This window comes from Pseudochrobactrum algeriensis (assembly GCF_018436245.1).
Classification (GTDB): Bacteria; Pseudomonadota; Alphaproteobacteria; order Rhizobiales; family Rhizobiaceae; genus Pseudochrobactrum; species Pseudochrobactrum saccharolyticum.
Genome location: NZ_CP075361.1, coordinates 1,568,066 through 1,590,111, shown reverse-complemented (window position 1 = coordinate 1,590,111; position 22,046 = coordinate 1,568,066). Strand labels below are relative to the sequence as shown.

General features: G+C 51.1%; 20 protein-coding genes. 6 read left to right on the top strand and 14 right to left on the bottom strand.

Annotated features, from left to right (window positions below; all coding sequences use genetic code 11):
* Position 1: 1 nt before the first annotated feature.
* The 4 genes from KHQ09_RS09390 to KHQ09_RS09375 all read right to left on the bottom strand — a co-directional run bounded on the left by KHQ09_RS09390 (position 2) and on the right by KHQ09_RS09375 (position 4,717).
* Complete coding sequence (locus tag KHQ09_RS09390; RefSeq protein ID WP_213597881.1) at positions 2-433, bottom strand: GFA family protein; 432 nt, start codon at positions 431-433, stop codon at positions 2-4.
* Positions 434-532: 99 nt separating this feature from the next.
* A complete protein-coding gene (locus tag KHQ09_RS09385; protein ID WP_213597880.1) occupies positions 533-1,465 on the bottom strand; it encodes an electron transfer flavoprotein subunit alpha/FixB family protein in 933 nt (310 codons plus the stop codon).
* A gap of 15 nt (positions 1,466-1,480) precedes the next feature.
* Positions 1,481-2,230: an electron transfer flavoprotein subunit beta/FixA family protein gene (locus KHQ09_RS09380; RefSeq protein ID WP_213597879.1), complete on the bottom strand. Its 750-nt coding sequence runs from the start codon at positions 2,228-2,230 to the stop codon at positions 1,481-1,483.
* A 39-nt stretch (positions 2,231-2,269) separates the two neighbouring features.
* On the bottom strand, positions 2,270-4,717 hold the full coding sequence (locus tag KHQ09_RS09375) for a GcvT family protein (protein WP_213597878.1): 2,448 nt from the start codon (positions 4,715-4,717) through the stop codon (positions 2,270-2,272).
* Positions 4,718-4,893: 176 nt separating this feature from the next.
* On the opposite strand from KHQ09_RS09375, the gene KHQ09_RS09370 reads away from it, so the two are divergent.
* Together KHQ09_RS09370 and KHQ09_RS09365 are read left to right on the top strand one after the other, a co-directional pair.
* Positions 4,894-5,823 carry a LysR substrate-binding domain-containing protein gene (locus tag KHQ09_RS09370; RefSeq protein WP_022711759.1) on the top strand — a complete coding sequence of 310 codons (930 nt, stop codon included), beginning with the start codon at positions 4,894-4,896 and terminating at the stop codon, positions 5,821-5,823.
* 65 nt (positions 5,824-5,888) lie between these two features.
* On the top strand, positions 5,889-6,758 hold the full coding sequence (locus KHQ09_RS09365; RefSeq protein ID WP_213597877.1) for an NAD(P)-dependent oxidoreductase: 870 nt from the start codon (positions 5,889-5,891) through the stop codon (positions 6,756-6,758).
* A gap of 82 nt (positions 6,759-6,840) precedes the next feature.
* Here KHQ09_RS09365 and KHQ09_RS09360 read toward each other — a convergent pair whose 3' ends face one another.
* The 6 genes from KHQ09_RS09360 to KHQ09_RS09335 all read right to left on the bottom strand — a co-directional run bounded on the left by KHQ09_RS09360 (position 6,841) and on the right by KHQ09_RS09335 (position 15,729).
* Entirely contained in the window at positions 6,841-8,109 is a 1,269-nt protein-coding gene (locus KHQ09_RS09360; RefSeq protein ID WP_213597876.1) for an OmpP1/FadL family transporter, read from the bottom strand.
* Between the two features lie 555 nt (positions 8,110-8,664).
* Complete coding sequence (locus KHQ09_RS09355; RefSeq protein WP_213597874.1) at positions 8,665-11,397, bottom strand: valine--tRNA ligase; 2,733 nt, start codon at positions 11,395-11,397, stop codon at positions 8,665-8,667.
* Between the two features lie 276 nt (positions 11,398-11,673).
* Complete coding sequence (locus KHQ09_RS09350; protein ID WP_213597866.1) at positions 11,674-12,516, bottom strand: PopZ family protein; 843 nt, start codon at positions 12,514-12,516, stop codon at positions 11,674-11,676.
* Positions 12,517-12,823: 307 nt separating this feature from the next.
* The gene (locus KHQ09_RS09345) at positions 12,824-14,188 is read right to left on the bottom strand and encodes a TolC family outer membrane protein (protein WP_028233836.1); all 1,365 of its coding nucleotides are present in this window, start codon (positions 14,186-14,188) and stop codon (positions 12,824-12,826) included.
* Positions 14,189-14,496: 308 nt separating this feature from the next.
* A complete protein-coding gene (locus KHQ09_RS09340; RefSeq protein WP_022711750.1) occupies positions 14,497-15,165 on the bottom strand; it encodes a protein-L-isoaspartate O-methyltransferase family protein in 669 nt (222 codons plus the stop codon).
* A gap of 318 nt (positions 15,166-15,483) precedes the next feature.
* On the bottom strand, positions 15,484-15,729 hold the full coding sequence (locus tag KHQ09_RS09335) for a hypothetical protein (RefSeq protein ID WP_213597864.1): 246 nt from the start codon (positions 15,727-15,729) through the stop codon (positions 15,484-15,486).
* A gap of 311 nt (positions 15,730-16,040) precedes the next feature.
* Here KHQ09_RS09335 and cml point away from each other — a divergent pair, with 311 nt between their 5' ends.
* The 3 genes from cml (at position 16,041) to KHQ09_RS09320 (ending at position 18,568) form a co-directional block, all read left to right on the top strand.
* Positions 16,041-17,258, top strand: coding sequence for a CmlA/FloR family chloramphenicol efflux MFS transporter (cml, locus tag KHQ09_RS09330; RefSeq protein WP_213597862.1), 1,218 nt, complete (start codon positions 16,041-16,043; stop codon positions 17,256-17,258).
* A 108-nt stretch (positions 17,259-17,366) separates the two neighbouring features.
* On the top strand, positions 17,367-17,762 hold the full coding sequence (locus tag KHQ09_RS09325) for a c-type cytochrome (protein ID WP_213597860.1): 396 nt from the start codon (positions 17,367-17,369) through the stop codon (positions 17,760-17,762).
* 110 nt (positions 17,763-17,872) lie between these two features.
* The gene (locus KHQ09_RS09320; protein WP_213597858.1) at positions 17,873-18,568 is read left to right on the top strand and encodes a glutathione S-transferase family protein; all 696 of its coding nucleotides are present in this window, start codon (positions 17,873-17,875) and stop codon (positions 18,566-18,568) included.
* 61 nt (positions 18,569-18,629) lie between these two features.
* Here the strand turns inward: KHQ09_RS09320 and KHQ09_RS09315 are convergent, their stop codons facing one another.
* Entirely contained in the window at positions 18,630-18,947 is a 318-nt protein-coding gene (locus KHQ09_RS09315; protein WP_139316367.1) for a WYL domain-containing protein, read from the bottom strand.
* Between the two features lie 262 nt (positions 18,948-19,209).
* Here KHQ09_RS09315 and KHQ09_RS09310 point away from each other — a divergent pair, with 262 nt between their 5' ends.
* Entirely contained in the window at positions 19,210-19,425 is a 216-nt protein-coding gene (locus tag KHQ09_RS09310; RefSeq protein WP_151159149.1) for a hypothetical protein, read from the top strand.
* Between the two features lie 64 nt (positions 19,426-19,489).
* Here the strand turns inward: KHQ09_RS09310 and KHQ09_RS09305 are convergent, their stop codons facing one another.
* The 3 genes from KHQ09_RS09305 to soxR all read right to left on the bottom strand — a co-directional run bounded on the left by KHQ09_RS09305 (position 19,490) and on the right by soxR (position 22,030).
* On the bottom strand, positions 19,490-19,903 hold the full coding sequence (locus tag KHQ09_RS09305) for a DoxX family protein (protein WP_213597856.1): 414 nt from the start codon (positions 19,901-19,903) through the stop codon (positions 19,490-19,492).
* A 3-nt stretch (positions 19,904-19,906) separates the two neighbouring features.
* A complete protein-coding gene (locus KHQ09_RS09300; RefSeq protein WP_213597854.1) occupies positions 19,907-21,373 on the bottom strand; it encodes an MFS transporter in 1,467 nt (488 codons plus the stop codon).
* A 198-nt stretch (positions 21,374-21,571) separates the two neighbouring features.
* On the bottom strand, positions 21,572-22,030 hold the full coding sequence (gene soxR, locus KHQ09_RS09295; protein WP_272491718.1) for a redox-sensitive transcriptional activator SoxR: 459 nt from the start codon (positions 22,028-22,030) through the stop codon (positions 21,572-21,574).
* Positions 22,031-22,046: the final 16 nt, after the last annotated feature.

The window sequence follows — 22,046 nt, the reverse complement described above, 5'->3', positions numbered from 1 at the left end:
ATTATTCGCAGCGGATATATTTCAGTACACCGACATAGGGCGACCTGTTTGCGGATTTGTCATCAGACGGATGATTAATGCCATCGGTGACAAGAACCTCATCAAAATCAAACGGACTGACGCCTTCAAGGCAGGCGGCATTAATGCCATATTGCTGCGGATTGGAACGGCGCTGATGATGGGTATAAATCCCGCAAATTGAGCAGAAATAATGTTTCGCCGCCTTGGTATTGAACTGATAGAGCGTCAGCGCATCTTCACCGCTGATAATCTCCAAACCGCCAAGTTGCGCTGATACGGCCACAGCTCCACGCATCCGGCAATAGGAGCATGTGCAACGGCGTGCTGTATTCAGCCCGTCGGACAGTTTCACCCGAAACCGCACTGTCCCGCAATGACAGGCACCGTTGACTGTTTCATTTGTCTCGCTCATCGCTCAGTTCTCCCATAAATCTCATGTCAGGTTAAAGCAAAAAGGCATCCACCTGAACAGGTGAATGCCTTTTCATTTCAATAAATTCTGATGGAAAAATTAGCCGAGTGCTTTTTCCAGTTCCGGAATGATTTCAAACAAGTCACCGACCAGCCCGTAATCGGCAACCTGAAAGATCGGCGCTTCTTCGTCTTTGTTGATAGCCACGATTACTTTGGAATCCTTCATCCCTGCCAGATGCTGGATAGCACCGGAAATACCGGCAGCGATGTAAAGATCAGGCGCAACCACCTTACCGGTTTGTCCGACCTGCCAGTCATTCGGCGCATAACCGGCATCCACTGCTGCGCGGCTTGCACCAACGGCAGCGCCGAGCTTATCAGCCACCGGCAACATGACTTCCTGAAATTTCTCTGCGGAGCCAAGCGCACGGCCACCGGAAACAATGATCTTTGCCGAAGTCAGTTCCGGACGATCTCCGCCGGAAAGCTTTGCTTCAACAAATTTCGACAATTGCGGGTCATTGGCATAAGCGATATTTTCAATCGCAGCCGTCCCGCCCTTTTCTGCCGCAGCAAAACCGGCGGTACGTACAGTAATCACCTTTTTCGCATCCAGTGCCTGTACAGTCTGTAAGGCATTGCCTGCATAAATCGGGCGCTTGAATGTATCCGCCGAGATCACCTCGATAATGTCCGACACCTGCATCACATCAAGCAATGCGGCCACACGCGGGAGCACATTTTTACCTGTTGTTGTGGCCGCAGCGATAATCACATCATAATCCGCGCTCAATGTCTGAATGAGATCAGCGAGGGGTTCTGCCAGTTGGTTTTCCAGCACGGCATTTTCTGACAGCAACACTTTGCGTACACTTTTGAGGCTTGCTGCTGCATCAGCCGCAGATTTGGCATTTTGCCCTGCAACCAGCACATCCACATCACCACCGATAGCCAGTGCCGCGGTCAGCGCCTTTGCTGTCTGGTCTGACAGGGTCTGGTTGTCATGTTCCGCTAATAGTAAAATTGCCATGATCTTATTTCCCTATCAAATCAGTCCGGCTTCGTTTTTCAGTTTCGCAACCAGTTCCTGCACATTGGCTACTTTAATACCTGCCTGGCGGCTTTCCGGTTCTTCGGTTTTCAGAACTTTGAGACGCAAGGCCGTATCAACACCAAGTTCTGCCGCGCTCTTCTCATCAAGCGGCTTTTTCTTGGCTTTCATAATATTTGGCAGCGATGCATAGCGCGGCTGGTTGAGACGCAGATCAACAGTCACCACCGCAGGCAGCTTCACTTCAATCGCCTGCAAGCCACCGTCAACCTCACGGGTCACACCGGCTTTGCCATCACCAAGCTCCAGTTCCGATGCAAAGGTCGCCTGCGACCATCCCAGCAGTGCCGAGAGCATCTGACCGGTCTGGTTGGCATCATCATCAATCGCCTGTTTGCCGACGATCACCAGCTGTGGTTGCTCTTCCTCAACCAGCTTTTTCAGGATTTTAGCAACGGCAAGCGGCTCAACAGCATCATCAACTTTCACCAGAATGCCGCGATCAGCGCCCATCGCCAGCGCTGTACGTAGCGTTTCCTGTGCCTGTGTGGGACCAACTGAAGCTACAATCACTTCCGAAACCTTGCCCGCTTCTTTGAGGCGCAACGCCTCCTCCACGGCAATTTCATCAAACGGGTTCATCGCCATTTTGACATTGGCAAGATCAACGCCGCTGCCATCGGCCTTAACGCGGATTTTCACGTTGTAATCAACAACCCGTTTAACTGCGACCAGAACTTTCATGATTTTATCCTGTCAATTCAATGTATCAGACTGTTAAAATTACATTTTGCAACGTGCATTGGTCGGGTCGTAGAGCGACTCTTCAACGACTTTTGCTTTGCGCCATTCACCCAGCACCTGAACTTCCAGTTCCAGCCCAACCTGATTGCCTAATTCCGGCGGCAGCAGAGCAAGGGCGATATCATGGCTGAAATGGCAGGAGTAACCGCCGGAGGTAATACGGCCAACCAGTTTGCGATTGTGATAAACGCCCTCATTCATCTGCACACTGGCACCATCTGTAGCGATAGTGATGGTGCAAATACGACGCTTCAGCCCCTCATCGCGCTGGCGGATGAGAGCATCGCGGCCGATAAAGTCACCTTTATCGAATTTGATGAAACGGTCGAGACTGCTTTCCAAAGCCGTCAGTTCGGCATTCATATCTCGATACATAGCGCGATAGGATTTATCGAGACGGCAGCATTCCAGTGCGGCCAGACCAACCATGCGGATACCGAATTCCTCACCGGCTTTGAGAATTTCATCCAGCAAATGACGCTGATAGCCGATCGGATGATAGAGTTCCCAGCCAAGCTCGCCTTCATAAGTCACGCGCAGCATTCGCACATCACTGGCCAGCCCGATTGTGCCGGTCTGCATGCTCATCCACGGGAAAGCCGCATTGCTCAGATCAACCTCGGTGATTTTCTGCAAAACATCGCGTGCCTTTGGCCCCACAAGTGTGAAAGCACCGCGTTCCATGGTGACATTGGTCAGTGTAACGCTGCGGTCATCCGGCAGGATTTTTGATAATTCGTCAAAGTTCAGCCGTTCGCCACGCGGGGTGGAGATCAGATAAAACGCATCCGGCTTGAAGCGGATAACCGTATATTCACTGACTACGCCGCCGTTTTTATTCAGGTGATGACAAAGACCGATACGTCCGAGCTTCGGTAGCTTATTGGCGAGAATACCGTCCAGCCAGCTTTCAGCCCCCGGCCCCGAAACCTCAAATTTGGTCATCGGTGTCATTTCGATCAGGCCAACGCCTTCACGTACCGCAGTCACTTCTTCACGGATATATTTTGCCGCGCGCTGGGTGTGGCGGAAGCTCAGGTCAGGAATGGCCTCCTCTTTGCTTGGCGCAAACCATTGCGGCATTTCCCAGCCGTTCAGCACATCCCATACAGCGCCCATTTCGGTGAGGCGGTCATAGGAAGGCGCGGTTTTCTGCGGACGGGATGCAGGCATGGTCTGACCCGGAAATTTAATATCCGCGTGTGTGCCCCATGTTTCCTGCACCTTGTGGCGCGTCCAGGTTTTGTTGGCATAGTTGGAGAAACGACGCGGGTCGAGTTCCGACATATCTTTGGACGGCGCACCGTCGATAATCCATTCGGCCAGATGGAAGCCCAGTGTGCCGCCCCAGAGAATGCCGCCCGGCACACCTTCCGCCAGCCATACATTTGGCAGATCCCATGCAGGGCCAGCCAGCGGCAATTCATCAGCAGTCATCTGGAATGGCCCGCGCACATTGGCTTTAATGCCGGTGCGGGCAAGTGCAGGCACATAATCTGTGGCTACTTCCCAGTTCCACTCAACCGCGTCGAAATCCTCTTCCACCAGATCAGCGCCGAACCATTCCGGCACACCGTCCACGGCAAAGAGTTTCAGATGTTCGGTACGCTCATAAGGGCCGAACATCAATCCGTCACCCTCTTCGCGCAGATATCCGGCAAAGCCTTCATCGCGCAGGATCGGCATTTCCGGCAGACCCTGTTTTTTGCGTTCGATGATTTCCGGCACCGCATCGGTGATCCAGTATTGATGCAGGATCGGGATCGCCGGAATATCAAGACCGAGCAATGCGCCGGTCTGGCGGGCATAATTGCCGGTCGCGGAAACAATATGTTCGCAGATAATATCGCCGTTATTGGTTGAGACTTTCCACTCGCCGTTTGGCAGACGTTCAAAACTATTGACCTGCGTATTCTGATAGATTTTCTGCCCCATATCACGGGCACCTTTAGCCATCGCCATGGTCACGTCAGCCGGTGCGATATGTCCGTCATCCGGATGATAGAGTGCGCCGATCATATGCTTGTTGTTTTCCAGCAGCGGCCAGAGTTCCATAGCCTCTTTTGGCGAAACCAGACGGGCATTGGTGCCCTGCGCCTCGGCCACATCCATATAGCTCTTATATTCATCCATCCGGTCGCGCGTATTGGCGATACGCAGCTGGCCGCATTTATGCCAGCCGACATTCTGACCGGTTTCGGCTTCCAGCCCTTCATAAATCTCAATGGTTTTCGCAATCATGCGGCCAACATTATTGCTGCGCGCATAAGAGGGAATAAGCCCTGCCGCATGCCATGTTGAACCTGCTGTCAGCGATGTGCGTTCCAGCAGCGCACAATCTGTCCAGCCGCGCTTGGCCAGCGCATAGAGAACGGAAACTCCGACGCACCCGCCGCCAACAACCACAACCCGCGCATATGTCTGCATAATTCCACCCGATTACTATTTATGAAGACCGTTGCACCTCTCCCGTATGCAACGGTCTCAGACTGTTTTCATGTTTTCTCAGCGCGTAAAATTGCGGCTGATTTTGATCTCACAATAGGATGCGGCAGATGCTTTGTGATCTTGTAAAAAAATAGTCCGAGGTATAACTTCAGATTATGCACAGACTCCGTAATCTCATTCCTTCCGCCAATTACCTGTTTGCCTTTGAGGCCGCAGCACGGCGTTTAAGCTTCACCGCCGCGGCCAAAGAGCTGAATGTCAGCCAGCCCGCGGTGAGTAAAACCATACGGTTACTTGAAGAATCGACAGGATTGAAACTGTTTCGCCGCGAGAGTGCGCGGCTGGAGCTGACGCCGGAAGGACAGCGGCTCTATCAGGAAGTGCAGGCCTCTTTTGATCATCTGCATATGGTGATTTCGTCCCTGCAGCGAAAATATCAAAAAGACATTGTGCGCGCCTCATTCTCGGCGGTGTTTATCTCGCTGTGGCTGCTGCCGCGTCTTGCAGACTTCAAAAACCGTTATCCGGAAATCGCGCTGCATATTGAGGAAAGCCCGAAAGATTATATTGATCTCGGCGAAGAGGATATTGACCTCTCCGCCCGTCTTGGCAATGGCGAATGGCAGGGCTTGCGCTCATGGCAGCTGTGTCTGGAAGAAACGGTCTGTGTGTGCAGTCCGGAATATCTGGCTGCGCATGGTCCTATTCATGCGCCGGCCGATTTGCTCAACCACCGCCTGCTGCATTTTGAAGAAAAACATCGCTCCCGTATCGGCTGGCGTGAATGGCTTGAATATCAGGGCGTTTCCAGTGCCAAACTGCCTCATGATGTGGTGTTCAGCGATAATCTCGCTTCTATGCAGGCGGCAATTCACGGTCAGGGTATTTCGCTCGGCTGGCGGCATCTGATCGGCAGCTATCTGGAAAGTGGCAAACTGGTTATACCGCTGGAGAATTCCTACAAAGCCGGAAAGAGCATTTTTCTGGTGGCTCCGGCATCGCGCCAGATCAAGTCCGGCACAGAGAAATTCCGTGACTGGATTTTGGAGCAAATGCATCGGGAGTTGCCGCTTAACAATCCGTAGCGGGTTTCTCTTTTAGAAATTACTTTATCCAACATCTTTAGAGCATTGATTAAATGGGAGTTACTATGGCTAAAGTTGCGTTTATCGGCCTCGGTGTTATGGGCTATCCGATGGCCGGCCATCTCAAAACACGCGGCGAACATGAAGTAACCGTCTATAACCGCACCACGGCTAAGGCACAGGCCTGGGCGCAGGAGTTTAAAGGCAGTTTTGCCACCACACCGGCCGAAGCTGCCCGTGGTCAGGATTTTGTGTTCTGCTGTGTCGGTAATGACGATGATCTGCGCTCAGTCACCCTTGGCGAAGACGGTGCGTTTCAGAGCATGGGCAAGAATACTGTATTCATCGACAATACCACAGCGTCTGCTGAGGTTGCCCGTGAACTCGACAAGGAAGCCCGCCAGCGTGGTTTTCACTTCATCGATGCGCCGGTATCCGGCGGACAGGCCGGTGCTGTGAATGGCGTTCTCACTGTGATGTGCGGCGCTGATGAAGCTGTTTTCGATAAAGCCAAGCCGGTTATTTCTGCCTATGCCCGTTCGGTTGGTTTGATGGGCGCTGTTGGCAATGGTCAGCTGGCTAAAATGATGAACCAGATTTGCATTGCCGGTATTGTTCAGGGGCTGGCTGAGGCCATTCATTTTGGCAAATGTGCAGGGCTGGATATTCAGACCGTGATTGATGTGCTGTCCAAAGGTGCTGCCGGTTCATGGCAGATGGAAAACCGCACACCGACAATGATTAAAGGCGAATATGAATTCGGCTTTGCTGCTGACTGGATGCGTAAGGACCTTAAAATCTGCCTTGAAGAAGCGGATCGTAACGGCGCCACGCTCGCTCTGACCGCCCTCGTGGATCAATATTACAAGGATGTGCAGAAGCTTGGCGGCGGTCGCTGGGATACATCGTCCCTGCTCGCCCGTCTCGAAAAATAAACCGCTAAAGTCCTGCTTTCGCATATAAAAAGGCGCTGCGATCACCACAATCGCAGCGCCTTTTCTTTATCCGATCATGCGATCAGAAACGGTATTTGGCAGAAAGTGTCATGCCGCCGACAACATCGGTGCCAAAATCAGCCTTGGAACCAGTCGGGCTGCCACCATTAGGGGCACTTGTTGTGTTATCCAGAGTACCGGAGGTCAGGATACCGACAGCACCTGCAAGGCGGAATTCCAAATGTTGTGTTGCTTTGTAATTCGCACCGAGACCCAGCAGCCAGACATCAGTCTGTGAGGTCAGACCAGTTGTTGTACCACGATCCCAGGTAACAGTTGCCGCACCCGACCATTTGTCGTTAAATTTATGACCGATACCACCCATAACGGTCCAGCCGTCTTTGTAGTAAAGATCAAGAGACGTTACTTCGGAACCTACAGGGAAGCGGCCACCCAAAAATGGTGAATCACCGGAATTGTTGAAGCCGATCTTGGTAATGCTCTTCCAGTCTGTCCATTTGATGGAAGCGAGCGCCAACCAATCCGGTGCAATACCGGTCTGGAATTTGAATTCAACAGATTGCGGTGTGGCTACACTGCCGCTAACCGGTGTAAGGAAATTCAGAGGCGCACCGATCAGAGACACGCCAACGGTGCCATCCAGATCATAATTGACCTTGGACTGATAAACCAAACTGGCGCGCAGAGCGATTTCCGGAATTTCATAAGCTGCACCCAAGCGCCAGCCAAATGCACTGTCGTCAACATCCAGTGTACTATTTGCGAAAGTCAGGTTTCTTGGGTTGTTTGGATCCAGCGGTACGCCGGAGATTTTTGTCTGCCGGCCTTTGAGTTCCTGATAACTTACGCCACCGAGAATACGGAAAAAGCCTTTTTCACCGGCAGAGAAACGATAGGCGCAGTTCAGACCATAATCGCGCGAAGAAATTTCCTGCTCAATAGCGCTGAACATACGGGCATTGTTGATGCCTGAATCTGTATCAATACCCCATGGCTCACGATACTGAACCGCACAGCCCAGTTCATCAGTCAGCTGGATTTTTGCCGAAAGCTTCGGAACCCAATAGGTCTTACCTTCGTCAACTTCTGTGTCGAAAGGTTTGCCGAAATTCTGATTTGGAACAGGATTGGCAGGAAAAACACTGCCGCGAATGTTCTTCAGCTTACGCTGCGGCGCAACAAAAGTCGCACCGGTTTCCACCACATTGCCTTCTTCAAATAAAATATCGAAATCCTGAGAACTGCGCTCCAGACCACCGGCATGAGCGGCCAAAATTCCCCCCGACAATGCCAGCGACACGGCAGATAATTTCAAGGCAGTTTTAAGCATATTGTCCCTCAATTTTTATACTTAATTTTGACGTGAGCGTAACATGCCGAATGGGTTCTGCAAGTACAAGAAAGTTGAAAACGAACCACCGGTTCGTCACAGAGTCGACCGAAAATCCGATTTTTGATCGTCTTACTCAGTTTTTTTGTGAGTTGTCGTATAAATTCACATCCAAAACGTCAGTTTTGACCTGATTTTGCCTTCAAAACGTGCGCTGTGCCAAATATGTCACGCAAAAAAGACAATCGTTTTTCACCTCTTGAAACCCATACCGCGCCACCCGTCCTGCGCATTTCAAACGTGATGCAGCAGATCAGTTTCAGCATCATTGTTTGTAAAAATGCTGCATTCGCATTACAGAATTTCAATTCAAAACTCAATAAACATAGAAAAATCAGTTGGTTACAAGATCTGCGAATAAACCACAGAATCAATCTGATTAACCCGCAGTCTGATTTGGCGGTTACTGTTTGTATGAGGCATCAAAATAAAGCGCCCTCAAATCAGTCTGATTTGAGGGCGCTTTCGTTCTTTAGGTGTCTCTAAAGGGCCGGTTTATTCGGCATCCTTCAGGCGCTGCATGGCAATTGCAATTTTGCCCTGTGCTTCCTGCAATTCAGCGAAACGGGCACGGTCAGCTTCCACGACTTCCGGCTTGGCATTGGCAACGAATTTCTCATTCGAGAGCTTCTTGTCAATTTTCTCCATTTCGGCTGTGAGCTTGCCGCTTTCTTTTTCAAGACGCAGCATTTCAGCACCAAGATCAATCAGGCTGCCAAGCGGCATGCAATAGGTCGCCTCGCCGACAACCAGCTGTGCAGAACCCTTTGGCGCTGCATCAGACAGGCTGATATCAGCAACACGGGAGAGACGTTTGATCGCCGCATCATGATGCACCAGACGTTCTTTGGTCAGCTCATTGGCCTCAAGAACCGCAAGCGGTGCCTGTGCGGACGGCGGAACATTCATTTCCGAGCGAACGGAACGAATACCGCTGACCAGCTCGATCAGCCAGTTGATATCATCCGCGGCAGATGCATCTTCGAAGCTGAGTTCAGGCCAAGGTGCATGGGCAAGCAGCGTATCGCGGCTCTGGCCCTCACCGGCTGTCAGGCTCCAAAGTTCTTCCGTCATAAACGGCATGAACGGATGCAGCAGCTTGTAGATTTCATCCAGACAATATGCTGCACAAGCCTGCGCTTCACGCTTTGCATCTTCATCATCACCCATGAAAATCGGCTTGAGAAGTTCCAGATACCAGTCACAGAACTGGTTCCAGACAAAACGATAGGCAGAACTTGCCGCATCATTGTAGCGGTAAGTTGTAATGCCCTCAGTGATGGCTCTGGTCGCGCGTGTCAGCTCGGTCAGAATCCAGCGGTTAACCGCCAGTTTCGCATCTTCCGGTTTGAAATCCGGCTGGCGGCTCACGCCATTCATCTGCGCAAAGCGTGTCGCATTCCACAGCTTGGTACCGAAGTTGCGGTAACCGGCAATACGTGCCGGATCGAGCTTCACGTCGCGTCCCTGTGCGGCCATAATCGCCAGCGAGAAACGCAGCGCATCGGCACCATATTCATCAATCAGATCAAGCGGATTGATAACATTGCCTTTGGACTTCGACATTTTCGCGCCGTTCTTGTCACGCACCAGAGCGTGAACATAAACGGTATGGAACGGCTCTTCTTTCATGAAGTGCAGACCCATCATCATCATACGGGCAACCCAGAAGAAGATGATGTCAAAACCGGTTACCAGCACATCGGTCTGATAATAGGTATCGAGTTCCGGTGTCTTATCCGGCCAGCCAAGGGTCGAGAAAGGCCACAGCGCCGAGGAGAACCATGTATCCAGCACGTCGCAATCGCGGGTCAGCGATGTCGGCTCACCATAATGATTTTGAGCCGCAGTCAGAGCTTCTGCTTCGCTCTTTTCTACGAAAATTGTACCGTCTGGACCATACCATGCAGGGATCTGATGACCCCACCACAACTGGCGGGAAATACACCATGGCTGAATGTTTTCCATCCAGTCATAATAGGTCTTTTCCCATGTTTTCGGTACAATCGCTGTACGGCCTTCACGAACAGACGCGATGGCCGGCTTGGCCATTTCCGCAGCATTTACATACCACTGGTCAGTCAGCAATGGTTCAATCGGCACACCACCGCGGTCGCCATGCGGCACCATGTGGGTGTGGTCTTCGATTTTCTCGAGATAGCCACCTTCTTCCATCATCTCAACAATGGCTTTACGCGCCTTGAAGCGATCCTGATCGTGGAAGCGTTCAATCAGCGCATCCAGCTCAGCAGATGGTGTCAGGCCTTCCGCAAAGTCCTCATTATCCTGAAGCAAAATGGTAGCAACAGGTGACATAATGTTGATTTTACGTAAGTTATTACGTTTCCCGACTTCCGCATCATTAAAGTCATGCGCAGGCGTAATTTTAACCGCACCGGAACCGGATTCCGGATCAGCGTAATCGTCACCAACGATCGGCAGCGCACGGCCAACCAGTGGCAGTACGGCATTTTTACCGATGCGGGACTGATAGCGCGGATCTTCCGGATTAACCGCAATACCGCTATCGCCGAGCATTGTTTCAGGACGGGTTGTTGCAACAACAATATAAGTGTCCGGATTTTCCGCATCAAAAGCCACGCCTTCCAGCGGATAGCGGAAGTGCCACAAATGACCTTTGATTTCACGCTGTTCAACTTCAATATCCGAGATTGCTGTCTGCAATTTCGGATCCCAGTTGACCAGACGCTTGTCTTTATAAATCAGGCCTTCTTTGTAGAGCGTGACGAAAACTTCCAGAACGGCTTTGGACAGACCTTCATCCATCGTGAAGCGTTCGCGCGACCAGTCACAGGATGCACCAAGGCGACGCAGCTGATTGAAAATCAGGCCGCCGGATTCTTCTTTCCACTGCCAGATGCGCTCAACAAATTTCTCACGCCCCATTTCATGGCGGTTCGGCTCCTGCCGTTCCATCAGCTGGCGTTCAACAACCATCTGCGTTGCAATACCGGCATGATCCATGCCCGGCTGCCACAGCACGTTTTTGCCGCGCATGCGCTCAAAGCGCACCATAATATCCTGAATGGTATTATTGAGGGCATGGCCCATATGCAGAGAACCGGTGACATTCGGCGGCGGGATCACCACAGCAAATGGATCCGCACCCGGCTTGGAGCCCGCACCGGCTTTAAAAGCCTGCGCTTTTTCCCAAATATCAGCAATTTTTGGCTCGGTAGCCGCGGAATCGTAGGTTTTCTCTAACATAAAAAACTCTGTCTCTTTATATGAAGGCAGGCGCAACGAAAGCAGTGATCGTTCAATCCTGCCTTAGCAGCAGCAGATCCGACCACCTATCCGGTACAAACAAGTCTCAGTGATATGTTTCAAAGCAAGTTTGAAACAAAGAATCAAGGAAAACTGCGTGCCTCACACTGCAAATCACGGTATTTCCGTATTCTATATAGGATGGCTTTAAACATAAAAACAGCCCCGTTTACAGTGGTAAAGGGGCTGTAAATCCGCAATTGAGCATTCTTTCCGTCAGCCGCGGCGGACGACGCGCTCGATTTCCTCACGCACCAGTCGTTCGACAAGCGGCGGCAGATTGGTATCAAGCCATTCCTGCAACATCGGGCGCAGCATAGCTTCCATTTTCTCATTGAGCAGACGCTTCTGCTCTTCGATAAGAGCCTGACTGAGACTGCCGAAAGATGCTGCAACCTGCTTTTCCGCTGCCTCTGAAATCAGAGACTTGTCCTGCGCAGGAGCGGATACAGTTTGCGGAGCGGTTTCAAATGCTTTTTCAGACACAGGGGCAACCTCTTCTTTTGCGGCTGGCTGGGTCATGGACACAACCTGCTTTTCTGCAACCTGCATAAGAAGCGCCTCTGACATTTTTATGGCATCACTCTTAGGTTGTTCGGCCGCAGAGATAACAACCGGCGGTACCGGCGGATTGACCGTCGCAATACGCACATGAGCAACATTGCGCTCATGCATTTCAGCCCGTGTCAGTTCCGGCTTTTGTGCTGGTGATGCCTGTTCCTGAATGCTGCCACGCAAGATCGCATCCAGCGTGAATGAAGGCGCAGGCTGAGTTTCAGCAGCTGTGGTTTCTGACGAAACAACGTGGTTGTTTGTTTGTACTGTTTCCGAAGAAACAGCACGGGGAAACTGGGCAACCTCCCCGCGTTTTTCTTCTGCAGGCGGTTCTGAAGTCTTAATTGTTTCAGCGCGGTTTTCAGGCTGTGCTTTTGCAGCCGGAGCTGATGTCAGGTCAGCTGTTGCCTGTTTTGTGACATCGCTGTCTTCAATAATTCTGCGAATGGAAGCCAGAATTTCTTCCATGGACGGTTCACGTGTTGCGCTGGAAGTCTGAGCCATATCGTGCAGCATCCTTTGGCTGTCGCTTATCTGCGGAAACGGCTTGTTTAGCCTTAAGTTTTCTCCGGCAGAATAAAGCGTAAAATTCTTCAGTCTGAAAATTCAACGAATCTTAGCTCTAAAGTACAGAACCAATGCTGATTTGAGAATCCCTGCAGACCCCGCTGCGGCGTAAAACACAGATTTCTTAAGTGATTTTTAACTATTGCTGTCATTGTGGCCGCGTAACGCTCGCGGAAATGTCAGCTGAAAACAAAAAAGCGGCGCATGATGCACCGCTTTTCTTAAAGCTTGAATCTGATCCTGATTAGCGGCCGTCCGGTGTACGCAGACCGATCCACTTATCTTTAACAGCATCATAATGCTGTTCAGGCTTATATTCTGCAACCTGCAGACCGATCTGGCGTGCTGTAAGGCGGCCAACTGATGAAAGCACGGCATAGCTTGCCACAACAACATCACGTTCAGCCTGAACCTGCTGGATCTGAACATCGACCAGATCATTCTGGGCGTTCAAAACATCAAGTGTTGTACGCTGACCAACATTGCGCTCCTCAATCACGCCGTCCAATGCAAGACGTGCTGCGGAGATACCGTCGCGATAGGCAGACAAGGATGCTTTTGCGGCTTCAAGCTGCGACCATGACGAGGCCACGGCGGCACGCACCTGATCCTGCACAACATCAATCTGAATACGCGCCTGACCAAGCTGTTCTTTCGACTTACGAACAGTTGCAGATGTTTTGCCGCCCGAATAAATCGGAACAGTAACGCCGACACCGATCGAAGCGGAATTACCATTACCAGCCATTGGCAGACCGGAATAAACCGATGAATGCGAAGCGGAAGCTGTTACGCCGACAGTCGGCAGCAATGCACCTTCTTTAGCTTTCACATTATGACCGGCAGCATCCATGGCAAATTGCATTGCCTTAACACCAGGGTGACCGGCTTCAGCAATCGCATAGGCCTGTGCAATGCTCTTTGGCAGCGATTTACCGGCAGGCTTGGCGGCCTGCAATTTATCCGGCGCAGAGCCGGTTACCTGACGGTAGACTGCTTCTGCCGATTTAACATTGGCAAGAGCAGCATTGAGCTGCGCAACAGCAGCGGAACGCTGCGCATCAGCCTGCGCTACGTCAGTACGAGTGCCTTCACCAACATCCAGACGGGCTTTGGCTGCACGAACCTGCTCGTTCAATGCGGCCAGATTTTTCTGGCGCAGAGAAGCGATCTGGCGGTTCTGGTAAACATCCATATAGGCCTGAACAGCTTCGAACAGACGGTTCTGCTCGTCATTGCGAAGATTTTCGCGCTGGGCGTATACGTTACTTTCGGCCGCCGCCACGCTGTTTTTTGTTTGGAAACCATCGAACAGTGTCTGGTTCAGCTGAATGCCGACCTCGCCTGTTGTCGAATACATATCAGTCGTGCCGTTACGGCTGCGGCCATATTTATATGTGCCGCTCAGTGTCGGGCGGTAGCCTGATTTGGCAATTGCCACATCTTCATCAACTGCGCGCAGACCGGCGCGGGATGAATTGAGCGAAGCATTATTGTGATATGCTTTTTGCATTGCTCCGAACAGCGTTTCCGCCATGACAGGAGCCGGTGCGAGTACCGTGCTCGCTAATAGTGCAACAGCTAAAACCTGTTTGCGTAAATTGACCACGGTTTACCCCATACAATTCGAATCAAATTTCCCAAACTCATTCGGGCATTTGCTAATAACGGGTAAAAATCGGATTTTCCACCCGTCAGCTTAATTCATTAATAAACAAATTGTTATTGTTGCCAAAACAACAATTTCTGGTCTGCCACAATTTTCACCCTTTTGTAAGCAGCGGGTCAAAAATAGTGGTTTTCAACGATTGAGACAATATCAGGTTACACAGAGATTTTAAGCTTAAATATCGGTAATAAACAAAAAGCCTGCCGCGGAGATCCGTGACAGGCTTTCTGAAAAGAATTTATTGCGTATCAGAATACGAATTCAGCCGCATGACGGAAGCCCGGCAGCAGTTTCACTGCAGCATTAAATACGCCGCGACGGGATACGATACCGTCTTCTTTCACATAAATATGCGCAACACCCATATTGCCCTGCCCTTCGATAGCAACCAGACGGCCGCCGTCTCTGAGCTGTGCCTGCAGAGCTTCAGGAACAAAATCAACCGCACCTTCAATGATGATCACATCAAACGGGGCTTCTTTAGGGTAGCCGGCAGTCAGTTCACCGCTGACAACCACAACATTGTCGCAACCCAGTGCCTGCAGTTTTTCCGAAGCTGTGGCAGCAAAATCCGCATTGCTTTCAAGAGCGATCACCGAGCTTGCAAGCTGCGACAGAACTGCTGCCAGATAGCCTGTGCCACAGCCGATATCGAGAACCACATCCTGCTTTTTCACCGAAGCAAGCTGCACCAGACGGGCTGCCGGTGATGGTTCCATCAGATAGCGCGCACCTTCCGGTGTTTCTGCCAGCAGCTGATCTTCATCAATATAGGCCAGCTCACGACGGTGCGCCGGTACAAATTCTTCACGCGGAACTGCCAGAAAAGCATCCAGAACAGCAAGATCCGTCACATCCGTCGTGCGGATCTGCGTATCAACCATATTAACACGAAGCTCGCGGAAATCGGCTGTCATAGCCCTAAACCTTTCCTGTGCGTTTGACGCACGTAATAATCTCAATCTCACATTGCAGCTTACCTGACCGCGGCAGCAATGCCTGATCGGGATTTGAAATTTGCTGCAACATTCTGCAATAAACACAGAAGCATTATACAGGCAGAAACCTGCACTTCCATGAAAATCATTTTCGCTGATTTGGCAAAAATACACCGCGCAGTCAATCAAAGACCGACATTCCTACCGCGCTCATAGTGCCGCATGGCTGATAAACCGCTCACATTTGTGTTTATCAGCGGCAAGATACAGAAATTTATCTTGTGAAATTACAGTGCGTCAGTGCTGCAAAGAGATCACGACTTTTTTGTTTTGGCGTTTTTCACGAATATCCAGAACCGTCTCATAAGGCTGGCCGATACGGCTTGCAGCACAGACTGCCGGAAGATCAATCCCTTTTGCTTTTAGCTGACTCAGCGCTGCATCCGGTAAAATACGTGCAGCTATCCGCACCAGCGGAAGCGGAACATTCGTCTTCTTCCCGAGCTGACCTTCGATATATTTTTCAATAACCAGTTTTGCCATTGCAAACCCTCTCATTTTCGCCTGCCATATCCGGCAGGCAATCAAGCAAGTGCAATTTATATACAGGGATCGGGAGCGGCAAACTGATACTTGGTTTCAGACAGAACAGAGACAGTGCTTTGACAATATGCTGACAAATATCTAAACAATGCGCATCATGAGTACAGTCGAATCCGCAACCCGCTCAGCCGTAAATTTCATCATCTGAAGAAAATTTACGGCGTAACATTCAGAAGCCACGCTCTGCCGGTCGCTTAAGCACCGCTGCATGATTGCTTTTGTATGCACGCCTCACAGCGTGGATTCGACATATGTCTTTCTATAAAAACAAGTCTTTGCAACCCGCAGAGGGCATTCTGCCGGTGCAATGGAATTTTAGTCTTGCAGCGGCACTGGTTCTCATGGCGCCGTTTGATCTTCTGGCATCTATGGGAATGGATATTTATCTGCCTGTTATTCCGCATATGTCGGAAGCGCTGCAGACCAGCCCTGAAATGGTGCAACTGACACTCAGCCTCTATCTGGGCGTACTGGGTACAGGTCAGCTTATCTTCGGCCCGCTCTCGGATAAAATCGGTCGCAAACCGGTTTTGCTGGGTGGCGCGCTGATCTTTACCTGTGCCTCTGCCGGACTGGCAATCACCGGTTCTGCGCCGGTCTTTCTGGCATTGCGTCTGCTGCAATCCGCAGGGGCTGCGGCAATGCTGGTAGCAACTTTTGCTACGGTGCGCGATGTTTATGCGCAACGTGCAGAAAGTGCGGTCATCTACAGCCTGTTCAGCTCCATGCTGGCTTTTGTACCTGCACTTGCACCGCTGCTCGGCGCTTTGCTGGATATTCAGTTTGGCTGGCGCAGTATTTTCTGGGTGCTGGCAGCGCTTGGTGCTTTTGCAGGTTTGCATGCCGCATGGCGTTGGCCGGAAACCCGCGTGCCAAGCCTGACAAAACCGCAGGGAAAGCTGCGTTCCATTCTCGGAAGCAAGCCGTTCTGGACCTATACAACCGGCTTTAGTGCCGCAATGGGCTCGTTCTTTGTTTTCTTCTCCACGGCACCGCTCTTGCTGGTCAACGGGCTTGGTCTGTCTTCGGTCACATTCAGCCTGTGTTTTGCCAGTATCGCCATTGTTATGGTGGCTTTCGCCCGTTTCGCCGGTTTTTATACGCAATGGTGGGGACTGCGCGGCACATTAAGACGCGGTATGCTTCTGATTATGTGCGGTGGCGGGCTGTTGTTGCTCTTCGGCGGAGTTATGCAATTGTCTGTGCCAGCCTTCATGGTCGCCATGTGGGTGGTCGCAGCAGGCATTGCCCTCACCTGCTCGGTAACAGCGAACGGAGCGCTGAAGAGCTTCGATGACTATGCAGGCACGGCAACGGCCATTTATTACTGCATTGAAAGCCTGATCGTCAGCATTGCCGGAACACTTGTGGTCGTGCTGCTTGGCGGCAATACAATTCTGCCTCTGGTTGTTTTCACCATCACATCAGCACTCCTTACTCTGGTGCTGACAAAAACCATCAGCGCATAAAAGTCAGGATATGGCACCGGCACCATTTGTTGACCGGTGCCATATTGCGGCAGGCTGTAATCCGGCGTAGATCAGCGAAAACGGATTAAAGACTGACTGGTATCTGACATGCTCCGCCTGTTTAAAATTTCCCTTCTTGCTTTGTATCTGTCGGCACCGGCGACAGCATTGGCAGAAGGCGACATCAGGAACGGCGAGAAAATTTACCAGAAATGCCGCTTCTGCCATATTCTCAATCAACCTGCCAATCGCATGGGGCCGCATCTGATGCAGTTGCAGGGGCGCAAAGCAGGCACAATTGAAGGTTTTCAATATTCTGCCGCTATGAAACAGGCCGGTGATAACGGCCTGATCTGGAATGATGCGACGCTCAAAGAATTCCTGACTGCGCCCAAAACCATGATCCCCGGCACAACAATGCGTTTCTGGGGGCTGTGGGAGGGGCAGATTGACGATTTGCTGGCCTATCTTAATGCGCAGGCGGAAGCTGCGTCCAAACCATAGTTGACGAGACTGTTTCTTTTGACCTGAATAGCGGAAATATGCGCTGTTCCTCTGTACCGGAAAGCCATTTCATGGAATGACTGTTGCATCAGCATCAGGACGGATATTTCATGTACACGCTCTATATTGCGAATAAAAACTATTCCTCATGGTCACTCCGGCCATGGCTTCTGATGAAGCAGCTGGACATTCCGTTTGAGGAAATTCTGATCCCTTTTGGCAGCGCAGACTGGGATAAAAACCCGTCTCCGACAGGCCAGGTTCCCTGCCTCTCGGAAAAGCAGGCTGACGGCAGCTTTATCTCAGTCTGGGATTCACTCGGCATTACCGAATATTTGGCAGATAATCATCCGCAAATCTGGCCGCAGGATAAGAAAGCCAGAGCCTGGGCACGTTGTGCGACAGCAGAAATGCATTCCGGTTTTCACTCTCTGCGCTCAATATGCACCAATAATATCGGATTGCGGATTGATGTCAGCGCGCAGACAACACCTGCCCTGCAGAAAGATATCAGCCGCATTGACCAGCTTTGGAATGAAGGGCTGGATGCGTTTGGCGGATCATTTCTGGCGGGCACTGAATTCAGTGCTGTTGATGCATTCTTTGCGCCGGTTGCTTTCCGCTTCCAGACCTATGGTATCAGGCTCAGCGATAAAGCCACCGCCTATGCTGCCCATTTGCGTGATTTGCCAGTGATGCAGGACTGGTATGCTGCAAGTCTCGCTGAGGTCTGGCGCGATGAGGCGCATGAGGTTGAAGCGCGCAATGCAGGGCCATGGCTGCAGGATCTCAGAGCAGCCGGATAAAGAAGATCATTCCATACAGCGGTCACGCAGGATCGCTGTATGGAGATGGTTTCAATTGATCTTAATCCGTATCAATCGAGGTGTTGAAGCTCTCAAAACGCCAGACTACCTGAGCAACGGATTCATCATAGGGATTATAATCCGCCCTTGCCCGCAGAAAGCGTTTCTGCGACAGCGCAACATTCGAGATCAGCGGAACATGAAACTGCTGCCAGCCGGCCTCGCTGCGATGCGCGATAACCCAGCCATTCAGAACCATATTTCCCTGTGCGGAATAGCCGAGCAAATATGGCTCGATGATCCAACGAAATGATTTATAAATAAAACGAACTTGTCTTCTCTGCCGGATTGCGTCGCAGAGTATTGGAAATGCCAGCATGCGGTACCCCTCCCGCGTTTGGGCGTGCAATGACAGAAGTCGGGGACAATTTCAATAAAAACCACACGAATATAGACTATAGTCGCAAATAAAATCGGATATCAATATAAGTAATATAATTAATGCCTAATATTGAATGTTTAATATATGAAATATATTCAGCAACATAGGCGGACATCATGATTCATTATTGCAATTGATGCAAAGGCCTATAGATTGAAGCTGTTGTTATTAAACAGAAATGGAAAATCAGGAGTATGAGATGATTTTCAAGGCAACCACGCTCATTGTTTCTCTTCTGTTTATCGGGCTGCCGCTGTCGGTTGTCATCGCAGCCTTTGCTGAAAGAAAATATCTTGAGGCAAAATCCGGCTCTCAATATGCGGAAATCAAAGCTTTCGGTGTCTGGGTTATTTCCCTGATCGTGATTTTCAGCATTATTCTGTTCTTCACCAATATGGTTGCGGCCTATATCTGATTGCATAGGGTATTTCAGATACAGTCACTCCGCTTAAAAGGAGTGACTGTTTGTTGCATATTGCTCACCAGCAATTGCGGGCTCTGTAGCGGGAATAGAGGGCAAATACTGCCAAGCCGCCGATAACTGAGGCATGTTCCAGAGCGACGGTCATATCGCGGAATGCCTCTTCTCCTTCCTTCACCCAGAACGGGTGCGCAACTGGTATCGTCAGCACCGTAAAGACCGCCAGTGCGCCGGTCGCCAACCAGACGCCTTTGTTACAGATAATCATCAGCGAAGCACCGATTTGCAGGATCAGTGTCACGAGATTATAAGCCCAGCCCGGTTGCAGACCGAAATCATCCATAATCCCTGCATTGGCAGTGAAGTCGAATAATTTTGCCAGACCGCTTGTCCAGAAAACCAGTGTGAGCAGAACTCTCGCCAGAATATCAAACCAATAGGAATCCAGTATTTTTTCGATGATATCCGGCATGGCTTATCCCTTGCCTCCGGTGAGGCGCACGACTTTCATCGCCACAAATATAGCCAGAACCGGAGCCGCTGCGAAAAGACCCGCCAGCCATAACGAGGCATTGGACGCACCGGCAACATCACCCGCATCCGATATACCGGCAAAATTGGCAATCATACCGGCGCAGGCTGTTCCGAATGCAATGGCGAATAATTGCACTGTGGTCATGCCTCCTGAAGCAAGATCCTGTTCAGTTGCCGGTGCACTCTGATAAACCCGCGTGACCAGACCAGGCCATGCCAGACCAATGCCAAAGCCGATCAGAACCAGCCCGATGCAGAGAGGCAGTAAATATGTCCAGTCTCCGCCACCATGAACCGGCATGAAAATGGCAAGCAGGATCAGCCCCGCCAGTACCATGACGGGACCTGAGAAAATCAGAAAACCGCCACTCTTTTGCCAGCGTGAACTGAGAAATGATGCCGCTGTCCAGCCGATTGCCATCAGTGCTGCAAGATAGCCTGCCCAGAGCGGGGTCTGACCATGCAGTTTCTGCAACAGATAAGGCACATAAATTTCCGGCTGCATGCTCATCATCAGCAGAGCAATCATCAGATAGAGCGCCCCCAGCGGTGTGGAAATATTGAAAGCCTTGCGCGGCAACAGGCGGGATCTGGCATTCATATCCACGAGAGCTATGGCGACAACCATAGTCAGCGCTCCGGCCAGACCGATCATGTTCCATGACAATTCTTTTGACAGGCTGCCGGCTGAAACCGCCAGGACTGCACCGGTCAGCAGAATAAGCTGTAAAACCGGTATGGAGGATTGCTCATTCTTATCCCAGCTGCGCTTTGGTAAAGTTGTGAAAGCCAGCACGGCAAACAAAGCAGCAAAGGGCAGTAAAGACCAGAAAGCCGCACGCCATGCGCTATATTCAGCAAAAACACCGCCGATCGCGGGGCCAATCAGAGTTGCCACACCAAACATAGCCGAGATCAGGCCAATCGCCCGCCCCCATAGGTGCTCGGGCAGCACGATCCGCGTCAGGCCATAGGCAAGCGCATAGAGAAAGCCGCCGCCTAGTCCCTGTACCGCACGTCCGAGCAGCATAACCGGCATATTGATCGCCAGTGAACAAATCAGCGTGCCGGTGCCAAACAGCAATGTGGCTACCAGATAGGCACCGCGCGGCCCTGTGCTTTTCAGTAATTTAGCGGTCAGAGCCGCGCCCAGAATTGAGGCGACTACGAATAATGTTGTTGTCCATGCATAAAAATCGAGCCCGCCGATTTCAACGATCACGGAAGGCATAACCGTTGTGGCGATATACATATTGACGGCATGCAAGGTTACGCCACCGGCAAGGGCAAGCGCATAGATTCCGTTTTTTCCGCTGAATAATTCACCCCAGCCGGCCGGAGTATTATCTCTTTTTACCGTGGCGGCATCAGCACCGGCTGATACTGCGCCTGTCGTATCATTTCTCATGTCGGCTCTCCAAAATGCGTGTGAACGCAAAGGTTCCTTTGCCGCCGCAGGACTTCACCGGATTTTCACGGAGAAATTCATGCAGCATCTCAAAAGAATGCCGTGACAACCGGCCAAAAATGACAAGTCGTCGCAAGCACCGACACGCTTATAGAACCTCAACCAAAGTTGAGGTCAAGCCGTATTTGTATTGTTGTGTTAAAGTTTTTTTCTCAGCAGGCGGCGCGGCCCTGCCCCTTGTTCACCAAGTTCATCATCCGGATTGCGCAACGGACAATCCGCCAGAGAAAGACACCCGCAGCCGATACAGGTGGCAATCTGATCGCGCAGCTGCATCAGGCTGACAATGCGCTCCTCCAGCATATCTTTCCATGTATTGGTAAATTGCCGCCAGTCCCGTGCTGTCGGCACATGGTCATGCGGGAGATCTTCCAATGCATCACGAATAATCGACAGGGAAATTCCGGCACGCTGGGCAATGCGGATAATAGCAATACGGCGCAGAACCGCACGGTGATAGCGCCGCTGATTACCCGCGGTGCGCCATCCGGCTATCAGCTCTTTTTCTTCATAAAAATGGATGGTGGAAACAGGTACGCCGCTGCGGCGGGCAACATCGCCCACCGTCAGCGTTTCTTTGAGTTTACCCGATGACATAATCAAACCTCAAGAA